Genomic DNA, 17,324 nt, shown 5'->3' with positions numbered 1-17,324 from the left:
CTCCGGACGCACCGGTGGCGAGTGGACCTCAGCAGGCTGTCCGGACGCCTCGTCCCCGGGGCCGTGCCAGTAGGCTCCCGATCGAGAGTCCACCGGCGGTGGCCCGGGCAGCCGTGAGGCGCCACAGAGCAGACCCGTGTTGGGCCGACGCACCAGTCTAGGTGCTACCGGCCCCCGAACACGAATTGTGGTAGGCGCGCCTCAGGCGGCGAGGAGCCGCAGCGTCTCCTCGCGCTGCGGGCTGCGATCGGGCTCGGTGCCGACGTGGGCGCCGGCGACCGGGTGAACCATCACCTCGTCGACGCCGTACGTCGCGGCCAGCTCGTCGAGCTGGGCGCGCGCCGAGGCCGGGCCGCCCACCACCCAGCGCGAGCGCATCGCCTCGACCAGCGGGGCGTGTGCGGCCGGCACCTCGAGCTTCTCGGCCTCCTCGACCAGCAGCTGCGGGCCGAGCGGCGAGCCGGTGCGCAGCGCCAGCATCATCATCAGGTTGGGCAGCGCTTGGCGCTCGGCCTCCTCGTCGGACTCCGCGACCACCGCGTTGACGGTCAGGAAGGTCCGCGGCTCGGCGAGCTCGGGGCTGGGGCGGAACGACGAGCGGTAGAGCTCGAGCGCCTCCGCGGTGCCCTGACCGGAGAAGTGGTGCGCGAAGACGTACGGCATCCCCTTCTCCGCGGCGAGCCGGGCGGAGTAGTCGCTGGAGCCGAGCAGCCAGATCGTCGGCACGCTGCGCGCGACCGGGGTCGCCTTGAGCGCGTGGGTGCGCCCCGCCACGGTGAGCCCGACGCCCTCGGGCTCCATCATCGCGAGCACGTTCTCGACGTACTCCGGGAAGCGGGTGACGGCCTCGTCGCTCACTCCCCCGGCGCCGTGGCGCAGGGCGTACGACGTCACGGGGTCCGTGCCCGGTGCGCGGCCGATGCCGAGGTCGATGCGCCCGGGGAAGGCCGCCTCGAGCAGGCCGAACTGCTCGGCCACGACGAGCGGGGCGTGGTTGGGGAGCATCACGCCACCCGAGCCGACACGGATGCGCTGCGTCGCGGCGGCTATGAGCCCGATGAGCACCGGCGGGTTGGTGGCGGCGACGGCCGGCATGTTGTGGTGCTCGGCCACCCAGTAGCGGTGGTAGCCGAGCTCGTCGGCCCGGCGGGCGAGCGAGAGCGAGGCGGAGATGGCCTCACCGCTGCTCTGGTCGGTACGCACCGGCACGAGGTCGAGCACGGACAGGGTCGTCGACGGGGTCGAGGTCACGTCAGGTCAACCCCGCCGACGGGGACCGCTATTCCAGTCCCGATCCCTGGCTGGACACACCGGCCGCCTCGCGCTTGCGGTCGACGTACAGGCTGGCGACCGCGGTGACGGCCAGCGTCACGATGATCACGCCGAGGCTGAGCAACGTCGGGACCTCGAAGCCCACGATCGGCTCGCCGCCGTTGATGCCGAACGGCTGGTCCTCGTGCAGGGCGTGGATCACCAGCTTGACACCGATGAAGGCCAGGATGAACGACAGGCCGAGCGAGAGGTAGATCAGGCGCTTGAGCAGCCCACCCAGGAGGAAGTAGAGCTGGCGCAGCCCCATCAGGGCGAACACGTTGGCCGTGAAGACCAGGTAGGGCTCCTGGGTGATGCCGAAGATCGCGGGGATGGAGTCCAGCGCGAACAGCAGGTCGGTGGTGCCGAGCGCGATGATGACGATCAGCATCGGCGAGATCACGCGGACGCCGTGCTCGTGCCAGGAGAGCTTGAGGCCGCGGAACTCCTCGCCGACGTTGAGCTTGCGGCGGGCGAACGCCACGACCCGGTTGTCGTCGGCGTCGTCGCTGTGGTCGTCGTCGCGGTAGCTCTTCACCAGGTTGGCGGCCGTGTAGACCAGGAACGCGCCGAAGAGGTAGAAGACCCACGAGAAGTTGCTGATCAGCTGGTAGCCCAGCGCGATGAAGATGCCGCGGAAGATGAGCGCGAGGATGATGCCCACCATCAGGGCTTCCTGCTGGTACTTGCGCGGCACCTTGAGCGCCGCCATCAAGATGATGAAGACGAACAGGTTGTCGACCGACAGGCTGTACTCCACCAGCCAGCCGGTGATGAACTGCGTGCCGTAGAGGTCGCCGTCGGCGTCACGCCCGGCCGTGGCGAAGATGAAGCCGGCGAAGGCGAGGGCCGCGCCGATGTAGACGGCCAGGGCGATCGCGCACTCGCGGATCGACGGCTCGTGGGGCTTGCGGGCGATGACGACGACGTCGAAGAGCAGGACGGCGGCGGTCACGCCGATCGTGACGACCCACTGCAGCGGGGAGATGTCCAAGGGTTCGACTCCTGGGGATAGGGATGGCAGGACCACCGAAGGTCTCTCCCACCGACACCGGTGCCCCGATGCGGCCCACGGGCCCGGAGCGCTCGCGCTCGTGCTGACGATCCCGTGGCGAAGGAATACTCCCCTTCCGCGCCCCGCAGTCTGGCACGCACGGCGGCCCCGCGGCGAACCTGCGCTCTCAGCGAGCGTTCAGGTGCGCCCGGGTGCGCTTGGGTGCGCCTGGGTGCGCTTAGGTCCGCTCAGCGCCCGCCGTACGGCGCGCCGAGGGCCGTGAGCCGCTCCTCGCCGCCGTCGTGGGCGGTGAGCACCCAGATGCCGCGGTCGGTGAGGGCGAAGGTGTGCTCGCAGTGGGCCGACCAGGACCCGTCTGCGGTCACGACCGTCCAGTCGTCCTCGAGCAGCACCGTGTCGGCGGTGCCGAGGGTGACCATCGGCTCGACGGCGAGGGCGATGCCCTCGACCAGGCGGGTGCCGCGGCCGCGGCGCCCGACGTTGGGCACGTCCGGCGGCTGGTGCATCTGCGAGCCGATGCCGTGGCCGGTGTAGTCCTCGAGGATGCCGTAGTCGCCGACGGAGCGCAGGTGCTCCTCCACCGCGGCCGACAGGTCACCGACCCGGCGACCGGGCCGCGCGGCGGCGATGCCGGCCCACATGGCGTCCTCGGTGTCGCGCGCGAGCGTGAGCAGCTCGGGCGGGGCCGTGCCGACGGGCACGGTCACGGCGGCGTCGCCGTGCCAGCCGTCGACGATCGCCCCGCAGTCGAGCGAGACGACGTCGCCGTCGCGCAGCACCCGGTCGCCCGGGATGCCGTGGACGACCTCGTCGTCGACCGAGGCGCAGATCGAGGCCGGGAAGCCCTGGTAGCCCAGGAACGACGGAGTCGCCCCGGCGGTGCGGATGACGTCCTCGGCGATCGCGTCGAGCTCGCCGGTGGTCACGCCGGGTCGTACGGCGGCCCGCAGCGCCTCGAGCGCTGCGGCCACGACGAGCCCGGCGCGACGCATGACGTCGACCTGCTCGGGCGTCTTGATCTCGACGCCCCTGCTGCGCCAGCCCACGACCGGCCCCCGAGTCCTAGGACTCGGGGATGACGTCGAGCGCGGCGAAGATCCGCTGGGTGACCTCGCCGACCTCGCCCAGACCGTCGACCTCGACGAGGATCCCGCGCCCGCGGTAGATCTCGATGAGGGGCTCGGTCTCGGCCGTGTAGACCTCCTGGCGCCGACGCACGACGTCCTCGGTGTCGTCGGCGCGGCCCTCGATCTGGGCGCGGCGCACGAGACGACCGACGATCTCGTCCTGGTCGACGGTGAGCACGACGACGGCGTCGAGCTGGTGGCCGGTGAACTCGATCATCCCGTCGAGCTCCTCGACCTGCGCCAGGGTGCGCGGGTAGCCGTCGAGCAGGAACCCGTTGGTGGCGTCCGGCTCGTCGATCCGGTTGCGCACCATGAGGTTGGTGACCTCGTCGGGGACGTACTCGCCGGCGTCCATGTAGCGCTTGGCCTCGACGCCGAGCGGCGTGCCCTCCGAGACGTTGGCCCGGAAGATGTCGCCGGTGGAGATCGCCGGGATCTTGAAGTGCTCGGCGATGAAGGTGGCCTGGGTGCCCTTGCCCGCTCCGGGCGGGCCCATGATCAGAAGACGCATGTCAGCGCAGGAATCCTTCGTAGTTGCGCTGCTGGAGCTGGCTCTCGATCTGCTTCACGGTGTCGAGGGCGACGCCGACCATGATGAGGATCGACGTGCCACCGAAGGGGAAGTTCTGGTTCGCGTTGACCAGCACGAGGGCGATCAGCGGGATCAGAGCGATCAGACCGAGGTACAGCGCGCCCGGCAGCGTGATGCGGGACAGGACGTAGGACAGGTAGTCCTCGGTCGGCTTGCCCGCCCGGATCCCGGGGATGAAGCCGCCGTACTTCTTCATGTTGTCGGCCACCTCTTGCGGGTTGAAGGTGATCGAGACGTAGAAGTAGGTGAAGAAGACGATGAGCAGGAAGAACGTGAGCATGTACAGCGGGTGGTTGCCGCGCACGAGGTAGTCGTTGATGAAGCGGACCCACGCGGTGTCGCTGTTCTGGTTGAACTGTGCCGCCATCGCCGGCAGGTAGAGCAGCGAGGAGGCGAAGATGACCGGGATGACACCGGCCTGGTTGACCTTCAGCGGGATGTAGGTCGAGCTGCCGCCGAACATCTTGCGCCCGACCATGCGGCGGGCGTACTGCACCGGGATGCGGCGCTGGGCCTGCTCGATGAAGATGACGGCCGCGACGATGACGAGACCGACCAGGATCACGACGCCGAAGGTCCACCACCCCTGGTCCTTGCCGACCGCCCAGAGGGTGCCCGGGAAGGTCGCGACGACCTGGGTGAAGATCAGGATCGACATGCCGTTGCCGATGCCGCGCTCGGTGATGAGCTCGCCGAGCCACATGATGACGGCGGTGCCGGCGGTCATCGTGATGACCATGACCAGGAAGGTCTGGGTGCCGTTGTCGACCAGCAGCGGCTGGTTGCAGTTCTGCAGCAGGTTGCCCGAACGGGCCAGCGCCACGATGCCGGTCGCCTGGAGCAGCGCGAGACCGAGCGTGAGGTAGCGGGTGTACTGCGTGATCTTGGTCTGGCCGGACTGGCCCTCCTTCTTGAGGGCCTCCAGGCGCGGGATCACGACCACCAGCAGCTGCAGGATGATGCTCGCGGTGATGTAGGGCATGATCCCCAGCGCGAAGATCGTCAGCTGGAGCAGCGCCCCGCCCGAGAACAGGTTGATCAGGTTGTACAACCCGTTGTCGGCGTCGTTGAGGCACGTCTGGACGTTGCCGACGTCGACGCCGGGAGCGGGGATCTGCGAACCGGCCCGGAAGACCACGATGATCAGCAGGACGAAGAGCAGCTTGCGCCGCAGGTCCGGGGTCCGGAAGGCGTTCGCGAACGCGGTCAGCACCGTTTACCTCTGTTCCTCTTCAGCCCGGTCACCCGAGCACGAGCAGCGCACGTGGAGCGCGCGGCTGGCAGCCTAACCCAAACGGGGCCCAGTCCCTCACTGGGACCGGGCCCCGTCATGGGCAACGAATCAGGCGACGGTGGTGGTTCCGCCGGCGGCCTCGATCTTCTCCTTGGCCGAGGCCGAGAAGGCCTGGGCCGTGACGTCGACCTTGACCGAGATCTCACCCTGGCCGAGCACCTTGACCGGGTGGCCGCCGCGCACGAGGCCCTTGGCCACGAGCTCGTCGACACCCACGGTGCCGCCGTCGGGGAAGGACTCGCCCAGGCGGTCCAGGTTGATCACCTGGAACTCGACCTTGAACGGGTTCTTGAACCCCTTGAGCTTCGGCAGGCGCATGTGGATGGGCATCTGCCCACCCTCGAAGCCGGCCGGGGTGTTCTTGCGGGCGCCGGTGCCCTTGGTGCCGCGACCGGCGGTCTTGCCCTTGGAGGCCTCACCGCGACCCACACGGGTCTTGGCGGTCTTGGCACCCGGAGCCGGGCGCAGGTGGTGGAGCTTGAGCGTCATGTCAGTCGACCTCCTCGACCGTCACCAGGTGACGGACGGTGTGGACCATGCCCCGGATCTCCGGGCGGTCCTCCTTGACGACCACGTCGCCGATCCGCTTGAGACCGAGCGTGCGGAGGGTCTCGCGCTGGTTGGCCTTGCAGCCGATCGTCGAGCGCTTCTGCTGGACCTTGAGCTGAGCCATCAGGACGAGGCCTCCCCGGTGCCGGCGGCCGCGGCGGCCGGCTGCTCGGCGCGCGCCTTGAGCAGCGCCGCCGGAGCGACGTCCTCGACGGGCAGGCCACGACGGGCGGCAACGGCCTCGGGCTGCTCGAGCATGCGCAGCGCCTCGACGGTCGCGTGGACGATGTTGATCTGGTTGGACGACCCGAGCGACTTGCTCAGGATGTCGTGGATGCCGGCGCACTCCAGGACGGCGCGGACCGGGCCACCGGCGATGACACCGGTACCGGGCGCGGCCGGACGCAGCATGACCACGCCGGCGGCCTTCTCACCCTGGACGGGGTGCGGGATCGTGCCCTGGACGCGGGGCACCCGGAAGAAGTGCTTCTTGGCCTCCTCCACGCCCTTGGCGATGGCGGCCGGCACCTCCTTGGCCTTGCCGTAGCCGACGCCGACCATGCCGTCGCCGTCGCCGACGATCACGAGGGCGGTGAAGCTGAAGCGACGACCACCCTTCACGACCTTGGCGACGCGGTTGATGGCGACGACGCGCTCGACGTAGGCGTTCTTGTCGGCGCCCTGGCCGCCACGACGGTCGTCGCGACCGCCGCGGCGGTCGCCACCGCCGCTGCGGTTTCCGCGCTGGGGTCCGCTCATGCCTGGTTCTCCATCTCGTACGTCGTGTCAGTGCTCGAGGTGCGCATCAGAAGCTCAGCCCACCCTCGCGAGCGGCGTCCGCCAGCGCGGCGATCCGGCCGTGGTACTTGTTGCCGGCGCGGTCGAAGACCACGCCCTCGACACCGGCGGCCTTGGCGCGCTCGGCGACGAGGCCGCCGACCAGCTTGGCCTTGTCGGTCTTGTCGCCCGACTGGGCGCGCAGGTCGGCCTCCATCGTCGAGGCGGACGCGATGGTCTTGCCCAGCGCGTCGTCCACGACCTGCACGGTGATGTGCTTGGAGGAACGGGTCACGACCAGGCGCGGACGCTCGGCGGTGCCGGCGACCTTCTTGCGACCACGCGACTGGCGGCGCAGCCGCGAGCGGACGCGGTCGGCGGTGTGCTTGTGCTGCTTGAGCGAGATCGCCATGTCACTTACCAGCCTTTCCGACCTTGCGGCGGACGTGTTCGCCGGAGTACCGGACACCCTTGCCCTTGTAGGGCTCGGGCTTGCGGAGCTTGCGGATGTTGGCAGCGACCTCGCCGACGAGCTGCTTGTCGATGCCCTGGACGCCGAACCGGGTGGGGTTCTCGACCGCGAAGGTGATGCCCTCGGGGGCGTTGAAGACGATGGGGTGGCTGTAGCCGAGCTGGAACTCGAGCTGCGTGGGGCCCTTGGACAGCACGCGGTAGCCGACGCCCACGATCTCGAGGCGCTTCTCGTAGCCGTCGGTCACGCCGACGACCATGTTGTTGACCAGGGTGCGGGTGAGTCCGTGCAGGGACTTGCTGGTCCGCTCGTCGTCGGGGCGCTTGACGTCGAGGAAGCCCTCGGTCTCGCCCTTCTCGACGGTGATGGGGGCAGCCACGGTGTGGGACAGGGTGCCCTTGGGGCCCTTGACCGTCACGACGGGGCCGTCGATGGTGATGTCCACGCCCGAGGGGACCGGGACGGGGAGCTTGCCGATGCGCGACATTGCTGTTCTTCCTCCTGGTCTCTCGTCACCAGACGTAGGCGAGGACTTCCCCACCCACGCCCTTCTGGTTGGCCTGGCGGTCGGTGAGCAGGCCCTGGCTGGTCGAGATGATCGCGACGCCGAGGCCGCCGAGCACCTTGGGGAGACCGGTGCTCTTGGCGTAGACGCGCAGGCCGGGCTTGCTGACGCGGCGGACACCGGCGAGCGAGCGCTCGCGGTTGCGGCCGTACTTGAGGGTGATGGTCAGCGTCTTCTGGACCTTGCCCTCCTCGGGGTCGGCCACGGTGAAGGAGCTGATGTAACCCTCCTGCTGGAGGATCTCCGCGACGCCCTCCTTGATCTTGGAGTGCGGCATCGTCACGTCGTCGTGGAAGGCCTGGTTGGCGTTGCGCAGACGGGTCAGCATGTCTGCGATCGGGTCGGTCATCGTCATGAGTGTGTCTTTCTCGGTGTGGTTTCCGCCGGGCTGCGGCGGACCTTCATCGCTGTGGAGGGGTGGGCTACCAGGAGGACTTGGTCACGCCGGGCAGCTCGCCGCGGTGGGCCATCTCGCGCAGGCAGATCCGGCAGAGGCCGAACTTGCGGTAGACGGCCTTGGGCCGGCCGCAGCGCTGGCAGCGGGTGTAGCCACGGACCGCGAACTTGGGCTTGCGGGCCGCCTTGACCTTGAGGGAAGTCTTCGCCATGTCTCTCAGCGCTCCTGGAAGGGGAAGCCGAGCTGCTTGAGCAGCGCGCGACCCTGGTCGTCGGTGGTGGCCGTGGTCACCAGAGTGATGTCCATGCCGCGGCTGCGGTCGATGCGGTCCTGGTCGATCTCGTGGAACATGACCTGCTCGGTGAGACCGAAGGTGTAGTTGCCGCGGCCGTCGAACTGGCGCGGCGAGAGACCGCGGAAGTCGCGGATGCGGGGCAGCGCGATCGACAGCAGGCGGTCGAGGAACTCCCACATCCGGTCGCCGCGCAGCGTGGTGTGCGCACCGATCGGCATGCCCTCGCGCAGCTTGAACTGCGCGATCGACTTGCGGGCCTTGGTGACCAGCGGCTTCTGGCCGGTGATCGCGGTCAGGTCGCGCACCGCGCCGTCGATGAGCTTGGAGTCGCGAGCGGCCTCGCCCACACCCATGTTCACGACGATCTTGACCAGGCCGGGGACCTGCATCACGTTCGCGATGTCGAACTCGGACTTCAGCGCCGGGAGGATCTCCTCCCGGTAGCGCGTCTTCAGCCGCGGGGTCACCGCGGCCGAGGCCGTGGTGGTCTCGGTGGCCTCAGTGGCCTCGGTGGAGGTCTCGGTCATCAGATGTCCTTGCCGGTCTTGCGGGAGATGCGGACGCTGCGCTCCGCGGCGTACGTCGAGCCGTCGGGACGACGCTTGGTCACCTCGTCGCGGCGGAAGCCGACGCGGGTGACGCCGTCGCCCTCGACCAGGATCACGTTGGAGATGTGGATCGGCGCCTCGGCGGTGATGATGCCGCCGGTGTTGCCGGCGCGACCGCCCTGGTTGACGACCTTGGTGTGGCGCTTGATGAGGTTGACGCCCTCGACGATCACCCGCTGCTCCTCGCGGAGCACCGAGATGACCTTGCCTTCGGCACCCTTGTCACGCCCGGCGATCACCTTGACGGTGTCGCCCTTCTTGATGTTCACGCCCTTGGCCATCACAGCACCTCCGGGGCCAGCGAGATGATCTTCATGAACCGCTTGTCGCGCAGCTCGCGGCCCACGGGGCCGAAGATGCGGGTGCCGCGGGGCTCGCCGTCGCCCTTGAGGATGACGGCGGCGTTCTCGTCGAAGCGGATGTAGGAGCCGTCGGGACGGCGGCGCTCCTTGACGGTGCGCACGATGACCGCCTTGACGACGTCGCCCTTCTTGACGTTGCCGCCGGGGATCGCGTCCTTGACCGTGGCGACGATGGTGTCACCGATGCCGGCGTAGCGCCGACCGGAGCCACCGAGCACCCGGATGCACAGGATCTCCTTGGCGCCGGTGTTGTCGGCGACCTTGAGACGGGACTCTTGCTGGATCACTTGGCCTTCTCCACAACCTGAATGACGCGCCAGCGCTTCGTGGCGGACAGCGGCCGGGTCTCCATGATCAGGACCCGGTCACCGGTGCCGCACTCGTTGGTCTCGTCGTGGGCCTTGAGCCGCGAGGTCTGGCGCAGCACCTTGCCGTAGAGACCGTGCTTGACGCGGTCCTCGACGGCCACGACCACGGTCTTGTCCATCTTGTCGCTGACCACCAGGCCCTCGCGGACCTTGCGCGCGTTGCGCGCCTCGGTGGCCGGAGCGGCGTTCTGCTCGCTCATGCGGCACCGTCCTCGTCGTTGTCGTTGCTGCCGCCGGGAGCCACGCGGATGCCGAGCTCGCGCTCACGCACCACGGTGTAGATCCGGGCGATGTCCTTCTTGACCGTGCGGAGCCGGCCGTGGCTCTCGAGCTGGCCGGTCGCGGCCTGGAAGCGGAGGTTGAACAGCTCCTCCTTGGCCTCGCGCAGTCGCGCCTCGAGGTCGACGTCGTTCATCTCGTCGAGCTCGTGCGCCTTGGTCCCGGACGCCATCAGAACTCACCAGCCTCTCGGGTGATGAAGCGGCACTTCATCGGCAGCTTGTGCATCGCGCGGCGCATCGCCTCGCGAGCCACGGTCTCGTCGACACCGGACAGCTCGAACATCACGCGGCCGGGCTTGACGTTGGCGATCCACCACTCGGGCGAGCCCTTGCCGGAACCCATACGGGTCTCGGCCGGCTTCTTGGTGAGCGGACGGTCGGGGTAGATGTTGATCCAGACCTTGCCGCCACGCTTGATGTGGCGGGTCATGGCGATACGAGCGGACTCGATCTGGCGGTTGGTCACGTAGTGACCCTCGATGGCCTGGATGCCGAACTCACCGAACGCCAGGCGCGTGCCGCCCTTGGCGGCACCGGTCCGCTTGGGGTGGTGCTGCTTGCGGTGCTTGAGCCTGCGGGGCATCAGCATGGGTCAGCCCTCCGAAGGAGTCTCGGTCGCCGCGGGAGCAGCAGCCTCCGAGGCCGGAGCCTCAGTCGCTGCACCCTCGCGGTCGGCGCGGGTCGGGCGGTCGCTGCGGCCGGGACGGTCGCCGCGGGTGGGACGGTCGCCGCCACGGGTCGGACGGCCGCCACGGCCGGGGACACCGGCGCGGGCAGCAGCCTGAGCCTGGCGCTCGGCACGGGAGCCGGCGACCTCGCCCTTGTAGATCCAGACCTTCACGCCGATGCGGCCGAAGGTCGTGCGGGCCTCGTAGAAGCCGTAGTCGATGTCGGCACGCAGGGTGTGCAGGGGCACGCGGCCCTCGCGGTAGAACTCCGTGCGCGACATCTCGGCGCCGTTGAGGCGGCCGGAGCACTGGATGCGGATGCCCTTGGCCCCGGAGCGCATGGTGGTCTGCATCGCCTTGCGCATGGCGCGACGGAACTGCACGCGGCCGGAGAGCTGCTCGGCGACGCCCTGGGCGACCAGCTGCGCGTCGACCTCGGGGTTCTTGACCTCGAGGATGTTGAGCTGCACCTGCTTGCCGGTGAGCTTCTCGAGCTCGCCGCGGATGCGGTCGGCCTCGGCGCCGCGGCGACCGATCACGATGCCGGGACGCGCGGTGTGGATGTCCACACGGACGCGGTCACGGGTGCGCTCGATCTCGACCTTGGCGATGCCGGCCCGCTCCATGCCCTTCGAGAGCAGCTTGCGGATGGCGACGTCCTCGCCGACGTAGCTCTTGTAGAGCTTGTCGGCGTACCAGCGCGACTTGTGGTCGGTGGAGATGCCGAGCCGGAACCCGTTCGGGTTGATCTTCTGGCCCATCAGGCATCCTCTCCGTTCGTCTGGGCGGCCTTCTTGGAGGACGCCTTCGTGGTGGTGGTCTTCTTCGCGGCCGGCGCGACGGCAGCCGCCGGCTCGACGACCAGGGTGATGTGGCTGGTCCGCTTGTTGATGCGGGTCGCCCGGCCCTGGGCCCGGGGGCGCCAGCGCTTCATCGTCGGACCCTCGTCGACCAGCGCGCCGGAGACGACCAGGTCGCCGGCGTCGAGACCCTCGGTGGTCTGGGCGTTGGCGATCGCGCTGCGCAGGACCTTGTGGACCGTCTCGGCCGCCGCCTGGGGGGCGAACTCGAGGATCGAGAGGGCCTGGTCGACCGGCAGACCGCGGACCAGCTCGACGACGCGGCGCGCCTTGAGCGGGGTGATCCGCACGTAGCGGGCGCTGGCGAACGCGCCGGGGCGGTCGCCGAGCAGCGAGTCGCGACGGGCGCTGGAGCGGGTGCGCTCGGTGGTGCTCATCGGCGGCGTCCCTTCCTGTCGTCCTTCACGTGACCGCGGTAGGTGCGGGTCGGCGCGAACTCGCCGAGCTTGTGCCCGACCATCGAGTCGGTGACGAACACCGGCACGTGCTTGCGACCGTCGTGCACCGCGATGGTGTGGCCGATCATCGAGGGGATGATCATCGAGCGGCGCGACCACGTCTTGATGACGTTGTGGCTGCCCTTCTCGTTCTCGGCGTCCACCTTCTTCTCGAGGTGGCCGTCGACGAAGGGGCCCTTCTTCAGGCTGCGAGGCATGTCAGTTACTTCCTACCCTTGCCGGTCTTGCGGCGACGGATGATCTGCGAGTCGGAGGCCTTGCGCTTGCGCGTGCGACCCTCGGGCTTGCCCCACGGCGACACCGGGTGACGACCACCGGAGGTCTTGCCCTCGCCACCACCGTGCGGGTGGTCGACCGGGTTCATGACGACACCGCGGACGGTCGGGCGCTTGCCCTTCCAGCGCATGCGGCCGGCCTTGCCCCAGTTGATGTTGGACTGCTCGGCGTTGCCGACCTCGCCGATCGTGGCGCGGCAGCGCACGTCGACGAAGCGCATCTCGCCCGAGGGCATGCGCAGCGTGGCGCGCGAGCCCTCACGAGCGACCAGCTGGGCGCTGATGCCGGCGGAGCGGGCGATCTTGGCGCCGCCACCGGGGCGGAGCTCGACCGCGTGGACCGTCGAACCGACCGGGATGTTGCGCAGCGGGAGGTTGTTGCCGGTCTTGATGTCGGCAGCGGCACCCGACTCGACGACCGTGCCCTGCGCCAGGCCGCGCGGCGCGATGATGTAGCGCTTCTCGCCGTCGGCGTAGTGCAGCAGCGCGATGCGCGCGGTGCGGTTGGGGTCGTACTCGATGTGCGCGACCTTGGCCGGGATGCCGTCCTTGTCGTAGCGACGGAAGTCGATGATGCGGTAGGCACGCTTGTGGCCGCCACCCTGGTGACGGGTGGTGATCCGGCCCTGGTTGTTGCGACCGCCCTTCTTGGGCAGCGGCTTGACGAGGGACTTCTCCGGCGTGGTCCGGGTGATCTCGACGAAGTCGGCGACCGACGAGCCGCGACGGCCCGGGGTGGTCGGCTTGTACTTGCGAATGGCCATCAGGAAACCGGTCCTCCGAAGATGTCGATGCGGTGGCCCTCGGCCAGGCTGACGATCGCGCGCTTGGTGTCCTTGCGCTTGCCGAGCCCGGTGCGGGTGCGCCGCGTCTTGCCGGTGCGGTTGAGGGTGTTCACCGCGGTGACCTTGACGCCGAAGATCTTCTCGACCGCGATCTTGATCTCGGTCTTGTTGGCGTCGGGGTGCACGACGAAGGTGTACTTGTTGGCGTCGAGGAGGCTGTAGCTCTTCTCCGAGACGACGGGTGCGATCAGGACGTCGCGGTGGTCCTTGTGCAGCGTGCTCACGCGGACTCCTCCTTCTGGGCGCTCGACGAGCCGGCCGCGGCGGGCCCGGCCACGAACGCGTCGTACGCGCCCTGGCTGAAGACCACGTCGTCGGAGGCGAGGACGTCGTAGGTGTTGAGCTGGTCGACGGCCACGATGTGGACCTGCGGCGCGTTGCGCAGCGAGAGCCAGGTGACGGTGTCGTTGCGCTCGAGCACGACCAGGAACTTGACCCGGTCGGTCAGCGCGGCGAGGGCGCCCAGCGCGGTGCGCGTGGACGGGGCGTCCTCGAGGCCGAAGCCGTCGAGCACGTGGATGCGTCCGTTGCGGGCCCGGTCGGAGAGGGCACCGCGCAGCGCGGCGGCCTTCATCTTCTTGGGGGTGCGCTGGTCGTAGCTGCGCGGCTGCGGGCCGTGGACGACGCCACCGCCGGCGAACTGCGGCGCACGGGTCGAGCCCTGGCGGGCGCGGCCGGTGCCCTTCTGCTTGTAGGGCTTCTTGCCACCGCCGCGGACGTCGCCGCGGGTCTTGGTCGCCGCGGTGCCCTGGCGGGCCGCAGCCTGCTGGGCCACGACGACCTGGTGGATGAGCGGCACGTTGAGCGCCACGTCGAAGATCTCGGCGGGCAGGTCGACGTCGACCTTGCCGCTGGTGTTCTTGGTCGCCATGCTCAGGCCTCCGCAGCTTCGGTCTTCTTGGACGCCGAGCGGATCACGAGCAGGCCACCCTTGGGGCCGGGGACGGCGCCCTTCACGAGGATCAGGCCCCTCTCGGCGTCCACGGCGTGCACGGTGAGGTTCTGGGTGGTGACGGTGTCCGAGCCCATCCGGCCGGCCATCCGCACGCCCTTGAACACGCGACCGGGGGTCGCGCAGGCGCCGATGGAGCCCGGCTTGCGGTGGTTGCGGTGGGCACCGTGCGAGGCCGAGACACCGGCGAAGCCGTGGCGCTTCATCGTGCCCGCGAAGCCCTTGCCCTTGCTGGTGCCGGTCACGTCGATCTCCTCGCCCGCGGCGAAGGTGTCGGCGGACAGCTCCTGGCCGGCGGTGAAGGTGCCGGCGGAGGCGGTGCGGATCTCGACGAGGTGGCGGCGCGGGGTCACGCCGGCCTCACGGAAGTGCCCGGCCTTCGGCTTGGTCACCTTGCGTCCGTCGATCTCGCCGTAGCCGACCTGGATGGCGTTGTAGCCGTCCTTCTCGGGCGTGCGGACCTGCGTGACGACGTTCGTGCCGGCCGCGATCACGGTCACGGGGACGATGCGGTTGTTCTCGTCCCACACCTGGGTCATGCCGAGCTTGGTGCCCAGCAGTCCCTTGACGTTGCGTTCGGTGGTCATGTCTCGAACCTCAGAGCTTGATCTCGATGTCGACACCGGCCGGGAGGTCGAGTCGCATGAGCGAGTCGACCGTCTTCGGCGTGGGGTCGAGGATGTCGATGAGGCGCTTGTGGGTGCGCATCTCGAAGTGCTCGCGCGAGTCCTTGTACTTGTGCGGCGAGCGGATGACGCAGTAGACGTTCTTCTCCGTCGGCAGCGGCACGGGGCCGGCGACGCGAGCACCCGTCCGGGTGACGGTGTCCACGATCTTGCGCGCCGAGGTGTCGATCACCTCGTGGTCATAGGCCTTGAGCCTGATGCGGATCTTCTGTCCCGCCATAGGTAGCTCGTCCTCACTGGTCTGCTTCTGCCGCGTACATGTCTGGGGTGTTGCCCGGCTGCTCCGCCCGACCTCTCGGCTCCGACCCCCGCGGTCGGGCGTGTCGCCGTGGTGACCCTGCTGGCCAGGCACGTGCAAACACGCCCAGGACCTGGATCCTGAGCTCTGTGTCGGTTGCGTCCGGACCGAGGTCCGGGCTGATCGGGTCTCCAGGTGCGGTGCGGACGCACGCCGACACCATCGAACGCTGGAGACGCGATTCAGGAGTCAATCTGTGCGCAGCACCCCGGCAACCCGCCAGAGCAACCGGAACAGTCTGACAGAGACCGGGCAGCGGGTCCAAATCGGACCGGGACCGCGCTCGACGGGGTCCCCACGCGCGGGCGGGAAGGCTCCGCGCGGGCTGGTGGCTCGAGACCATCAGACCACACCAGGACCCCCGATCGGGCCCCGGAGCGTCCGTGGCTGCTGACAGGATGGCGGGCATGTCGGACCCGGGCTCCCCCACTCCCCCGCCCCCGGGCTGGCAGCCGCCGCCACCCCCGCCGCCCGGCTACCAGGCCCCGCCGCCCGGCCGGCCGAGCCCGCCGCCCGGGTGGGCGCCCGCGCCGGGGATGCTCGGGGCCGCCCACAAGCCCGGCGCCGTCGCCCTGCGACCGCTGGGGCTCGGCGACATCTACGACGCGGCGTTCCGCATCATCCGGTTCAACCCCAAGGCCACGGTGGGCTCGTCGGTGCTCGTGGCGGCGGTGGCGATGCTGGTCCCGGTCGTGGTCACCGCCGCGGTGACGGCGAGCCTCGACCTGTCGGCGTTCGACGACGGCTCCGACCTCGACACCGAGGCCGTGCTCGGCCTCGTCGGCTCCCTGGGTGCGCTGCTGCTCGGCCTGGTCCTCGGCGCGCTCGGCACCATCCTGGTGACGGGGATGATCGCGCACGTCACGGCCGCGGCCGCCGTGGGCCGGCGACTCACCCTGGGCGAGGCGTGGGCGGCCACCCACGGCAAGCGGTGGCGACTGATCGGGCTCGCCCTGCTGCTGGCGGTGCTGTTCACCGCGCTGGTCGGCGCCTACGTGCTGCTGTGGGTCGCCGTCGTCGTCGTGAGCGACGGCTCGGCCGTGCCGATCGTGGTGTGGGGCCTCATCTCGGTGCCGCTCTTCGTCTGCGCGCTGGTGTGGTTCTGGGTGCGCGTCTACTACCTGCCCGTCCCGGCCCTGATGCTCGAGGACGTCGGCGTCCTCGGCGCGATCGGGCGCGGCTACCGCCTCACCCGGTCGCAGTTCTGGCGGACGCTCGGCATCGGGCTGCTCACCGCCCTGGTCACCGGGATCGCCGGCAGCGTGCTCACAGCGCCGATCAGCCTGGCCGGCAACCTCGTCGGACCGCTGGCCGGTGAGCAGTACGCCGTGCTGGCGCTCGTGCTGACCCAGGCCGTCTCGCAGGTGGTCTCGGCCGCCTTCGTCACGCCGTTCACGACGGCCGTGACCTCGCTGCAGTACCTCGACCAGCGGATGCGCAAGGAGGGCTACGACATCGAGCTGATGCGGCAGGCGGGGATCACGCCTTCGTGATGCTGCCGCTCGACGCACCGCTCGACCCCTCCGGCTCGGACGCCCGCTCGGCGCTGCGCCGCGAGCTGCTGCGCCCGGAGTACCGCGAGCGCGACGTCGTGCAGCAGGTGCTCACCTGGCTGGACCGGGTCGTGCAGTCGGGGCTCGACGCCGCGTCCACGGCTCCGCCGCTCTCGACGCTCGCGGCGATGGTCCTGCTCGTCGCGCTCGTGGCGGTGCTGGCCTGGCTCGTCTCGCAGGCCCGGCGGACCGCACGGACCGCCGCCGGGCCCCGAGCCGTGCTCACCGACGAGGTCGTGACGGCGGCGCAGCTGCGCGAGCGCGCCGAGCGGGCGCTGGCCGCGGGTCGCGCGGAGGAGGCGGTGGTCGAGGGGTTCCGGTGCCTCACGGTGCGCCAGGTCGAGCGCGGCCGGCTGGCCGAGGACCCCGGGGCCACCGCCCACGAGGTCGCGACCCAGCTCGCCGCCCAGTTCACCGCCGCGGCGACCCCACTCACCACCGCCGCGGCCGCCTTCGACGCAGTGCTGTACGGCGACCGACCGGCGAGCACCGACCAGGCGCGGGCCGTGCTGGACCTCGACGACGAGCTGGGGAAGTGCTGATCAATGGGGGTGGATGTCAGCGTCGTCCCAGTGCGTGCACGAGTGGTGCCGACGAGGGAGCCGTGCCGGAGGCACGGCGACCGAGGAGAAGCCGCTCGGGTGCGTGCTGGGGCGGGGCTGACGCCGCCCTTGTCATTGATCAGCGCTTCCCTCAGGACGGCCCGCCAGCGCGCG

28 protein-coding genes are annotated in these 17,324 nt (G+C 69.9%); 2 read left to right on the top strand and 26 right to left on the bottom strand.

Annotated elements, in window-relative coordinates; all coding sequences use genetic code 11:
• Positions 1 to 201 precede the first annotated feature (201 nt).
• The 26 genes from GRQ65_RS13155 to rpsJ all read right to left on the bottom strand — a co-directional run bounded on the left by GRQ65_RS13155 (position 202) and on the right by rpsJ (position 14,977).
• Complete coding sequence (locus GRQ65_RS13155) at positions 202 to 1,251, bottom strand: LLM class flavin-dependent oxidoreductase (protein WP_337191703.1); 1,050 nt, start codon at positions 1,249 to 1,251, stop codon at positions 202 to 204.
• 28 nt (positions 1,252 to 1,279) lie between these two features.
• Positions 1,280 to 2,305: a TerC/Alx family metal homeostasis membrane protein gene (locus tag GRQ65_RS13150; protein WP_160878426.1), complete on the bottom strand. Its 1,026-nt coding sequence runs from the start codon at positions 2,303 to 2,305 to the stop codon at positions 1,280 to 1,282.
• 248 nt (positions 2,306 to 2,553) lie between these two features.
• Complete coding sequence (gene map / locus GRQ65_RS13145; RefSeq protein ID WP_160878425.1) at positions 2,554 to 3,372, bottom strand: type I methionyl aminopeptidase; 819 nt, start codon at positions 3,370 to 3,372, stop codon at positions 2,554 to 2,556.
• Positions 3,373 to 3,388: 16 nt separating this feature from the next.
• The gene (locus GRQ65_RS13140) at positions 3,389 to 3,964 is read right to left on the bottom strand and encodes an adenylate kinase (protein ID WP_160878424.1); all 576 of its coding nucleotides are present in this window, start codon (positions 3,962 to 3,964) and stop codon (positions 3,389 to 3,391) included.
• 1 nt (position 3,965) lies between these two features.
• Complete coding sequence (gene secY, locus GRQ65_RS13135; protein WP_160878423.1) at positions 3,966 to 5,258, bottom strand: preprotein translocase subunit SecY; 1,293 nt, start codon at positions 5,256 to 5,258, stop codon at positions 3,966 to 3,968.
• 129 nt (positions 5,259 to 5,387) lie between these two features.
• Complete coding sequence (rplO, locus tag GRQ65_RS13130; protein WP_160878422.1) at positions 5,388 to 5,828, bottom strand: 50S ribosomal protein L15; 441 nt, start codon at positions 5,826 to 5,828, stop codon at positions 5,388 to 5,390.
• A 1-nt stretch (position 5,829) separates the two neighbouring features.
• Positions 5,830 to 6,012 (bottom strand): 50S ribosomal protein L30, encoded by a 183-nt coding sequence (gene rpmD / locus GRQ65_RS13125; protein ID WP_028650496.1) that lies wholly within the window; start codon positions 6,010 to 6,012, stop codon positions 5,830 to 5,832.
• Positions 6,012 to 6,647: a 30S ribosomal protein S5 gene (rpsE, locus tag GRQ65_RS13120; RefSeq protein WP_160878421.1), complete on the bottom strand. Its 636-nt coding sequence runs from the start codon at positions 6,645 to 6,647 to the stop codon at positions 6,012 to 6,014. Before rpsE ends, rpmD begins: the two co-directional genes overlap by 1 nt.
• Positions 6,648 to 6,693: 46 nt before the next feature.
• Entirely contained in the window at positions 6,694 to 7,077 is a 384-nt protein-coding gene (rplR, locus tag GRQ65_RS13115) for a 50S ribosomal protein L18 (protein ID WP_160878420.1), read from the bottom strand.
• 1 nt (position 7,078) lies between these two features.
• Positions 7,079 to 7,624, bottom strand: coding sequence for a 50S ribosomal protein L6 (gene rplF / locus GRQ65_RS13110; RefSeq protein WP_160878419.1), 546 nt, complete (start codon positions 7,622 to 7,624; stop codon positions 7,079 to 7,081).
• Between the two features lie 25 nt (positions 7,625 to 7,649).
• Positions 7,650 to 8,057 (bottom strand): 30S ribosomal protein S8, encoded by a 408-nt coding sequence (gene rpsH / locus GRQ65_RS13105; RefSeq protein WP_160878418.1) that lies wholly within the window; start codon positions 8,055 to 8,057, stop codon positions 7,650 to 7,652.
• Positions 8,058 to 8,124: 67 nt separating this feature from the next.
• Positions 8,125 to 8,310, bottom strand: a complete 186-nt coding sequence (locus GRQ65_RS13100) for a type Z 30S ribosomal protein S14 (protein WP_010831721.1) — start codon at positions 8,308 to 8,310, stop codon at positions 8,125 to 8,127.
• Between the two features lie 5 nt (positions 8,311 to 8,315).
• Positions 8,316 to 8,921, bottom strand: coding sequence for a 50S ribosomal protein L5 (gene rplE, locus GRQ65_RS13095; RefSeq protein WP_160878417.1), 606 nt, complete (start codon positions 8,919 to 8,921; stop codon positions 8,316 to 8,318).
• Positions 8,921 to 9,283 carry a 50S ribosomal protein L24 gene (rplX, locus tag GRQ65_RS13090; RefSeq protein ID WP_202388035.1) on the bottom strand — a complete coding sequence of 121 codons (363 nt, stop codon included), beginning with the start codon at positions 9,281 to 9,283 and terminating at the stop codon, positions 8,921 to 8,923. Before rplX ends, rplE begins: the two co-directional genes overlap by 1 nt.
• A complete protein-coding gene (rplN, locus tag GRQ65_RS13085) occupies positions 9,283 to 9,651 on the bottom strand; it encodes a 50S ribosomal protein L14 (protein WP_160878416.1) in 369 nt (122 codons plus the stop codon). The genes rplX and rplN overlap by 1 nt, the downstream gene beginning before the upstream one ends.
• The gene (gene rpsQ, locus GRQ65_RS13080) at positions 9,648 to 9,932 is read right to left on the bottom strand and encodes a 30S ribosomal protein S17 (protein ID WP_160878415.1); all 285 of its coding nucleotides are present in this window, start codon (positions 9,930 to 9,932) and stop codon (positions 9,648 to 9,650) included. The genes rplN and rpsQ overlap by 4 nt, the downstream gene beginning before the upstream one ends.
• Positions 9,929 to 10,183: a 50S ribosomal protein L29 gene (rpmC, locus tag GRQ65_RS13075; protein WP_160878414.1), complete on the bottom strand. Its 255-nt coding sequence runs from the start codon at positions 10,181 to 10,183 to the stop codon at positions 9,929 to 9,931. The genes rpsQ and rpmC overlap by 4 nt, the downstream gene beginning before the upstream one ends.
• Positions 10,183 to 10,602 (bottom strand): 50S ribosomal protein L16, encoded by a 420-nt coding sequence (rplP, locus tag GRQ65_RS13070; protein WP_160878413.1) that lies wholly within the window; start codon positions 10,600 to 10,602, stop codon positions 10,183 to 10,185. The genes rpmC and rplP overlap by 1 nt, the downstream gene beginning before the upstream one ends.
• A gap of 3 nt (positions 10,603 to 10,605) precedes the next feature.
• Positions 10,606 to 11,442, bottom strand: a complete 837-nt coding sequence (rpsC, locus tag GRQ65_RS13065) for a 30S ribosomal protein S3 (protein WP_160878412.1) — start codon at positions 11,440 to 11,442, stop codon at positions 10,606 to 10,608.
• On the bottom strand, positions 11,442 to 11,918 hold the full coding sequence (gene rplV, locus GRQ65_RS13060) for a 50S ribosomal protein L22 (protein ID WP_160878411.1): 477 nt from the start codon (positions 11,916 to 11,918) through the stop codon (positions 11,442 to 11,444). The genes rpsC and rplV overlap by 1 nt, the downstream gene beginning before the upstream one ends.
• Positions 11,915 to 12,196, bottom strand: a complete 282-nt coding sequence (gene rpsS, locus GRQ65_RS13055) for a 30S ribosomal protein S19 (protein ID WP_160878410.1) — start codon at positions 12,194 to 12,196, stop codon at positions 11,915 to 11,917. The genes rplV and rpsS overlap by 4 nt, the downstream gene beginning before the upstream one ends.
• Before the next feature lie 5 nt (positions 12,197 to 12,201).
• The gene (gene rplB, locus GRQ65_RS13050) at positions 12,202 to 13,038 is read right to left on the bottom strand and encodes a 50S ribosomal protein L2 (RefSeq protein ID WP_160878409.1); all 837 of its coding nucleotides are present in this window, start codon (positions 13,036 to 13,038) and stop codon (positions 12,202 to 12,204) included.
• Positions 13,038 to 13,343, bottom strand: a complete 306-nt coding sequence (gene rplW / locus GRQ65_RS13045) for a 50S ribosomal protein L23 (RefSeq protein WP_160878408.1) — start codon at positions 13,341 to 13,343, stop codon at positions 13,038 to 13,040. The genes rplB and rplW overlap by 1 nt, the downstream gene beginning before the upstream one ends.
• Positions 13,340 to 13,990 (bottom strand): 50S ribosomal protein L4, encoded by a 651-nt coding sequence (rplD, locus tag GRQ65_RS13040; RefSeq protein ID WP_160878407.1) that lies wholly within the window; start codon positions 13,988 to 13,990, stop codon positions 13,340 to 13,342. Before rplD ends, rplW begins: the two co-directional genes overlap by 4 nt.
• Before the next feature lie 2 nt (positions 13,991 to 13,992).
• Positions 13,993 to 14,658 (bottom strand): 50S ribosomal protein L3, encoded by a 666-nt coding sequence (gene rplC, locus GRQ65_RS13035; protein ID WP_160878406.1) that lies wholly within the window; start codon positions 14,656 to 14,658, stop codon positions 13,993 to 13,995.
• Positions 14,659 to 14,668: 10 nt separating this feature from the next.
• Entirely contained in the window at positions 14,669 to 14,977 is a 309-nt protein-coding gene (gene rpsJ, locus GRQ65_RS13030; RefSeq protein WP_028650479.1) for a 30S ribosomal protein S10, read from the bottom strand.
• A gap of 485 nt (positions 14,978 to 15,462) precedes the next feature.
• Between rpsJ and GRQ65_RS13025 the strand changes: the two genes are divergently transcribed.
• Together GRQ65_RS13025 and GRQ65_RS13020 are read left to right on the top strand one after the other, a co-directional pair.
• Positions 15,463 to 16,548, top strand: a complete 1,086-nt coding sequence (locus tag GRQ65_RS13025; protein WP_160878405.1) for a hypothetical protein — start codon at positions 15,463 to 15,465, stop codon at positions 16,546 to 16,548.
• Positions 16,548 to 17,150 carry a DUF4129 domain-containing protein gene (locus tag GRQ65_RS13020; protein ID WP_237448247.1) on the top strand — a complete coding sequence of 201 codons (603 nt, stop codon included), beginning with the start codon at positions 16,548 to 16,550 and terminating at the stop codon, positions 17,148 to 17,150. Before GRQ65_RS13025 ends, GRQ65_RS13020 begins: the two co-directional genes overlap by 1 nt.
• Positions 17,151 to 17,324: the final 174 nt, after the last annotated feature.

It is taken from the genome of Nocardioides flavescens (assembly GCF_009823805.1).
In the GTDB taxonomy this organism is placed as follows: domain Bacteria; phylum Actinomycetota; class Actinomycetes; order Propionibacteriales; family Nocardioidaceae; genus Nocardioides; species Nocardioides flavescens.
This window is presented reverse-complemented; position numbering and strand designations above follow the sequence as displayed.

Excerpts from the sequence above, each read along its gene's own strand:
- GRQ65_RS13140 (WP_160878424.1), bottom strand. The coding sequence starts at position 3,964 with ATGCGTCTTCTGATCATGGGCCCGCCCGGAGCGGGCAAGGGCACCCAG.
- rplO (WP_160878422.1), bottom strand. The coding sequence starts at position 5,828 with ATGACGCTCAAGCTCCACCACCTGCGCCCGGCTCCGGGTGCCAAGACC.
- rpmD (WP_028650496.1), bottom strand. The coding sequence starts at position 6,012 with ATGGCTCAGCTCAAGGTCCAGCAGAAGCGCTCGACGATCGGCTGCAAG.
- rpsE (WP_160878421.1), bottom strand. The coding sequence starts at position 6,647 with ATGAGCGGACCCCAGCGCGGAAACCGCAGCGGCGGTGGCGACCGCCGC.
- rplR (WP_160878420.1), bottom strand. The coding sequence starts at position 7,077 with ATGGCGATCTCGCTCAAGCAGCACAAGCACACCGCCGACCGCGTCCGC.
- rplF (WP_160878419.1), bottom strand. The coding sequence starts at position 7,624 with ATGTCGCGCATCGGCAAGCTCCCCGTCCCGGTCCCCTCGGGCGTGGAC.
- rpsH (WP_160878418.1), bottom strand. The coding sequence starts at position 8,057 with ATGACGATGACCGACCCGATCGCAGACATGCTGACCCGTCTGCGCAAC.
- GRQ65_RS13100 (WP_010831721.1), bottom strand. The coding sequence starts at position 8,310 with ATGGCGAAGACTTCCCTCAAGGTCAAGGCGGCCCGCAAGCCCAAGTTC.
- rplE (WP_160878417.1), bottom strand. The coding sequence starts at position 8,921 with ATGACCGAGACCTCCACCGAGGCCACTGAGGCCACCGAGACCACCACG.
- rplX (WP_202388035.1), bottom strand. The coding sequence starts at position 9,283 with ATGGCCAAGGGCGTGAACATCAAGAAGGGCGACACCGTCAAGGTGATC.
- rpsQ (WP_160878415.1), bottom strand. The coding sequence starts at position 9,932 with ATGAGCGAGCAGAACGCCGCTCCGGCCACCGAGGCGCGCAACGCGCGC.
- rpmC (WP_160878414.1), bottom strand. The coding sequence starts at position 10,183 with ATGGCGTCCGGGACCAAGGCGCACGAGCTCGACGAGATGAACGACGTC.
- rplP (WP_160878413.1), bottom strand. The coding sequence starts at position 10,602 with ATGCTGATGCCCCGCAGGCTCAAGCACCGCAAGCAGCACCACCCCAAG.
- rpsC (WP_160878412.1), bottom strand. The coding sequence starts at position 11,442 with ATGGGCCAGAAGATCAACCCGAACGGGTTCCGGCTCGGCATCTCCACC.
- rplV (WP_160878411.1), bottom strand. The coding sequence starts at position 11,918 with ATGAGCACCACCGAGCGCACCCGCTCCAGCGCCCGTCGCGACTCGCTG.
- rpsS (WP_160878410.1), bottom strand. The coding sequence starts at position 12,196 with ATGCCTCGCAGCCTGAAGAAGGGCCCCTTCGTCGACGGCCACCTCGAG.
- rplB (WP_160878409.1), bottom strand. The coding sequence starts at position 13,038 with ATGGCCATTCGCAAGTACAAGCCGACCACCCCGGGCCGTCGCGGCTCG.
- rplD (WP_160878407.1), bottom strand. The coding sequence starts at position 13,990 with ATGGCGACCAAGAACACCAGCGGCAAGGTCGACGTCGACCTGCCCGCC.
- rplC (WP_160878406.1), bottom strand. The coding sequence starts at position 14,658 with ATGACCACCGAACGCAACGTCAAGGGACTGCTGGGCACCAAGCTCGGC.
- rpsJ (WP_028650479.1), bottom strand. The coding sequence starts at position 14,977 with ATGGCGGGACAGAAGATCCGCATCAGGCTCAAGGCCTATGACCACGAG.
- GRQ65_RS13025 (WP_160878405.1), top strand. The coding sequence starts at position 15,463 with ATGTCGGACCCGGGCTCCCCCACTCCCCCGCCCCCGGGCTGGCAGCCG.
- GRQ65_RS13020 (WP_237448247.1), top strand. The coding sequence starts at position 16,548 with ATGCTGCCGCTCGACGCACCGCTCGACCCCTCCGGCTCGGACGCCCGC.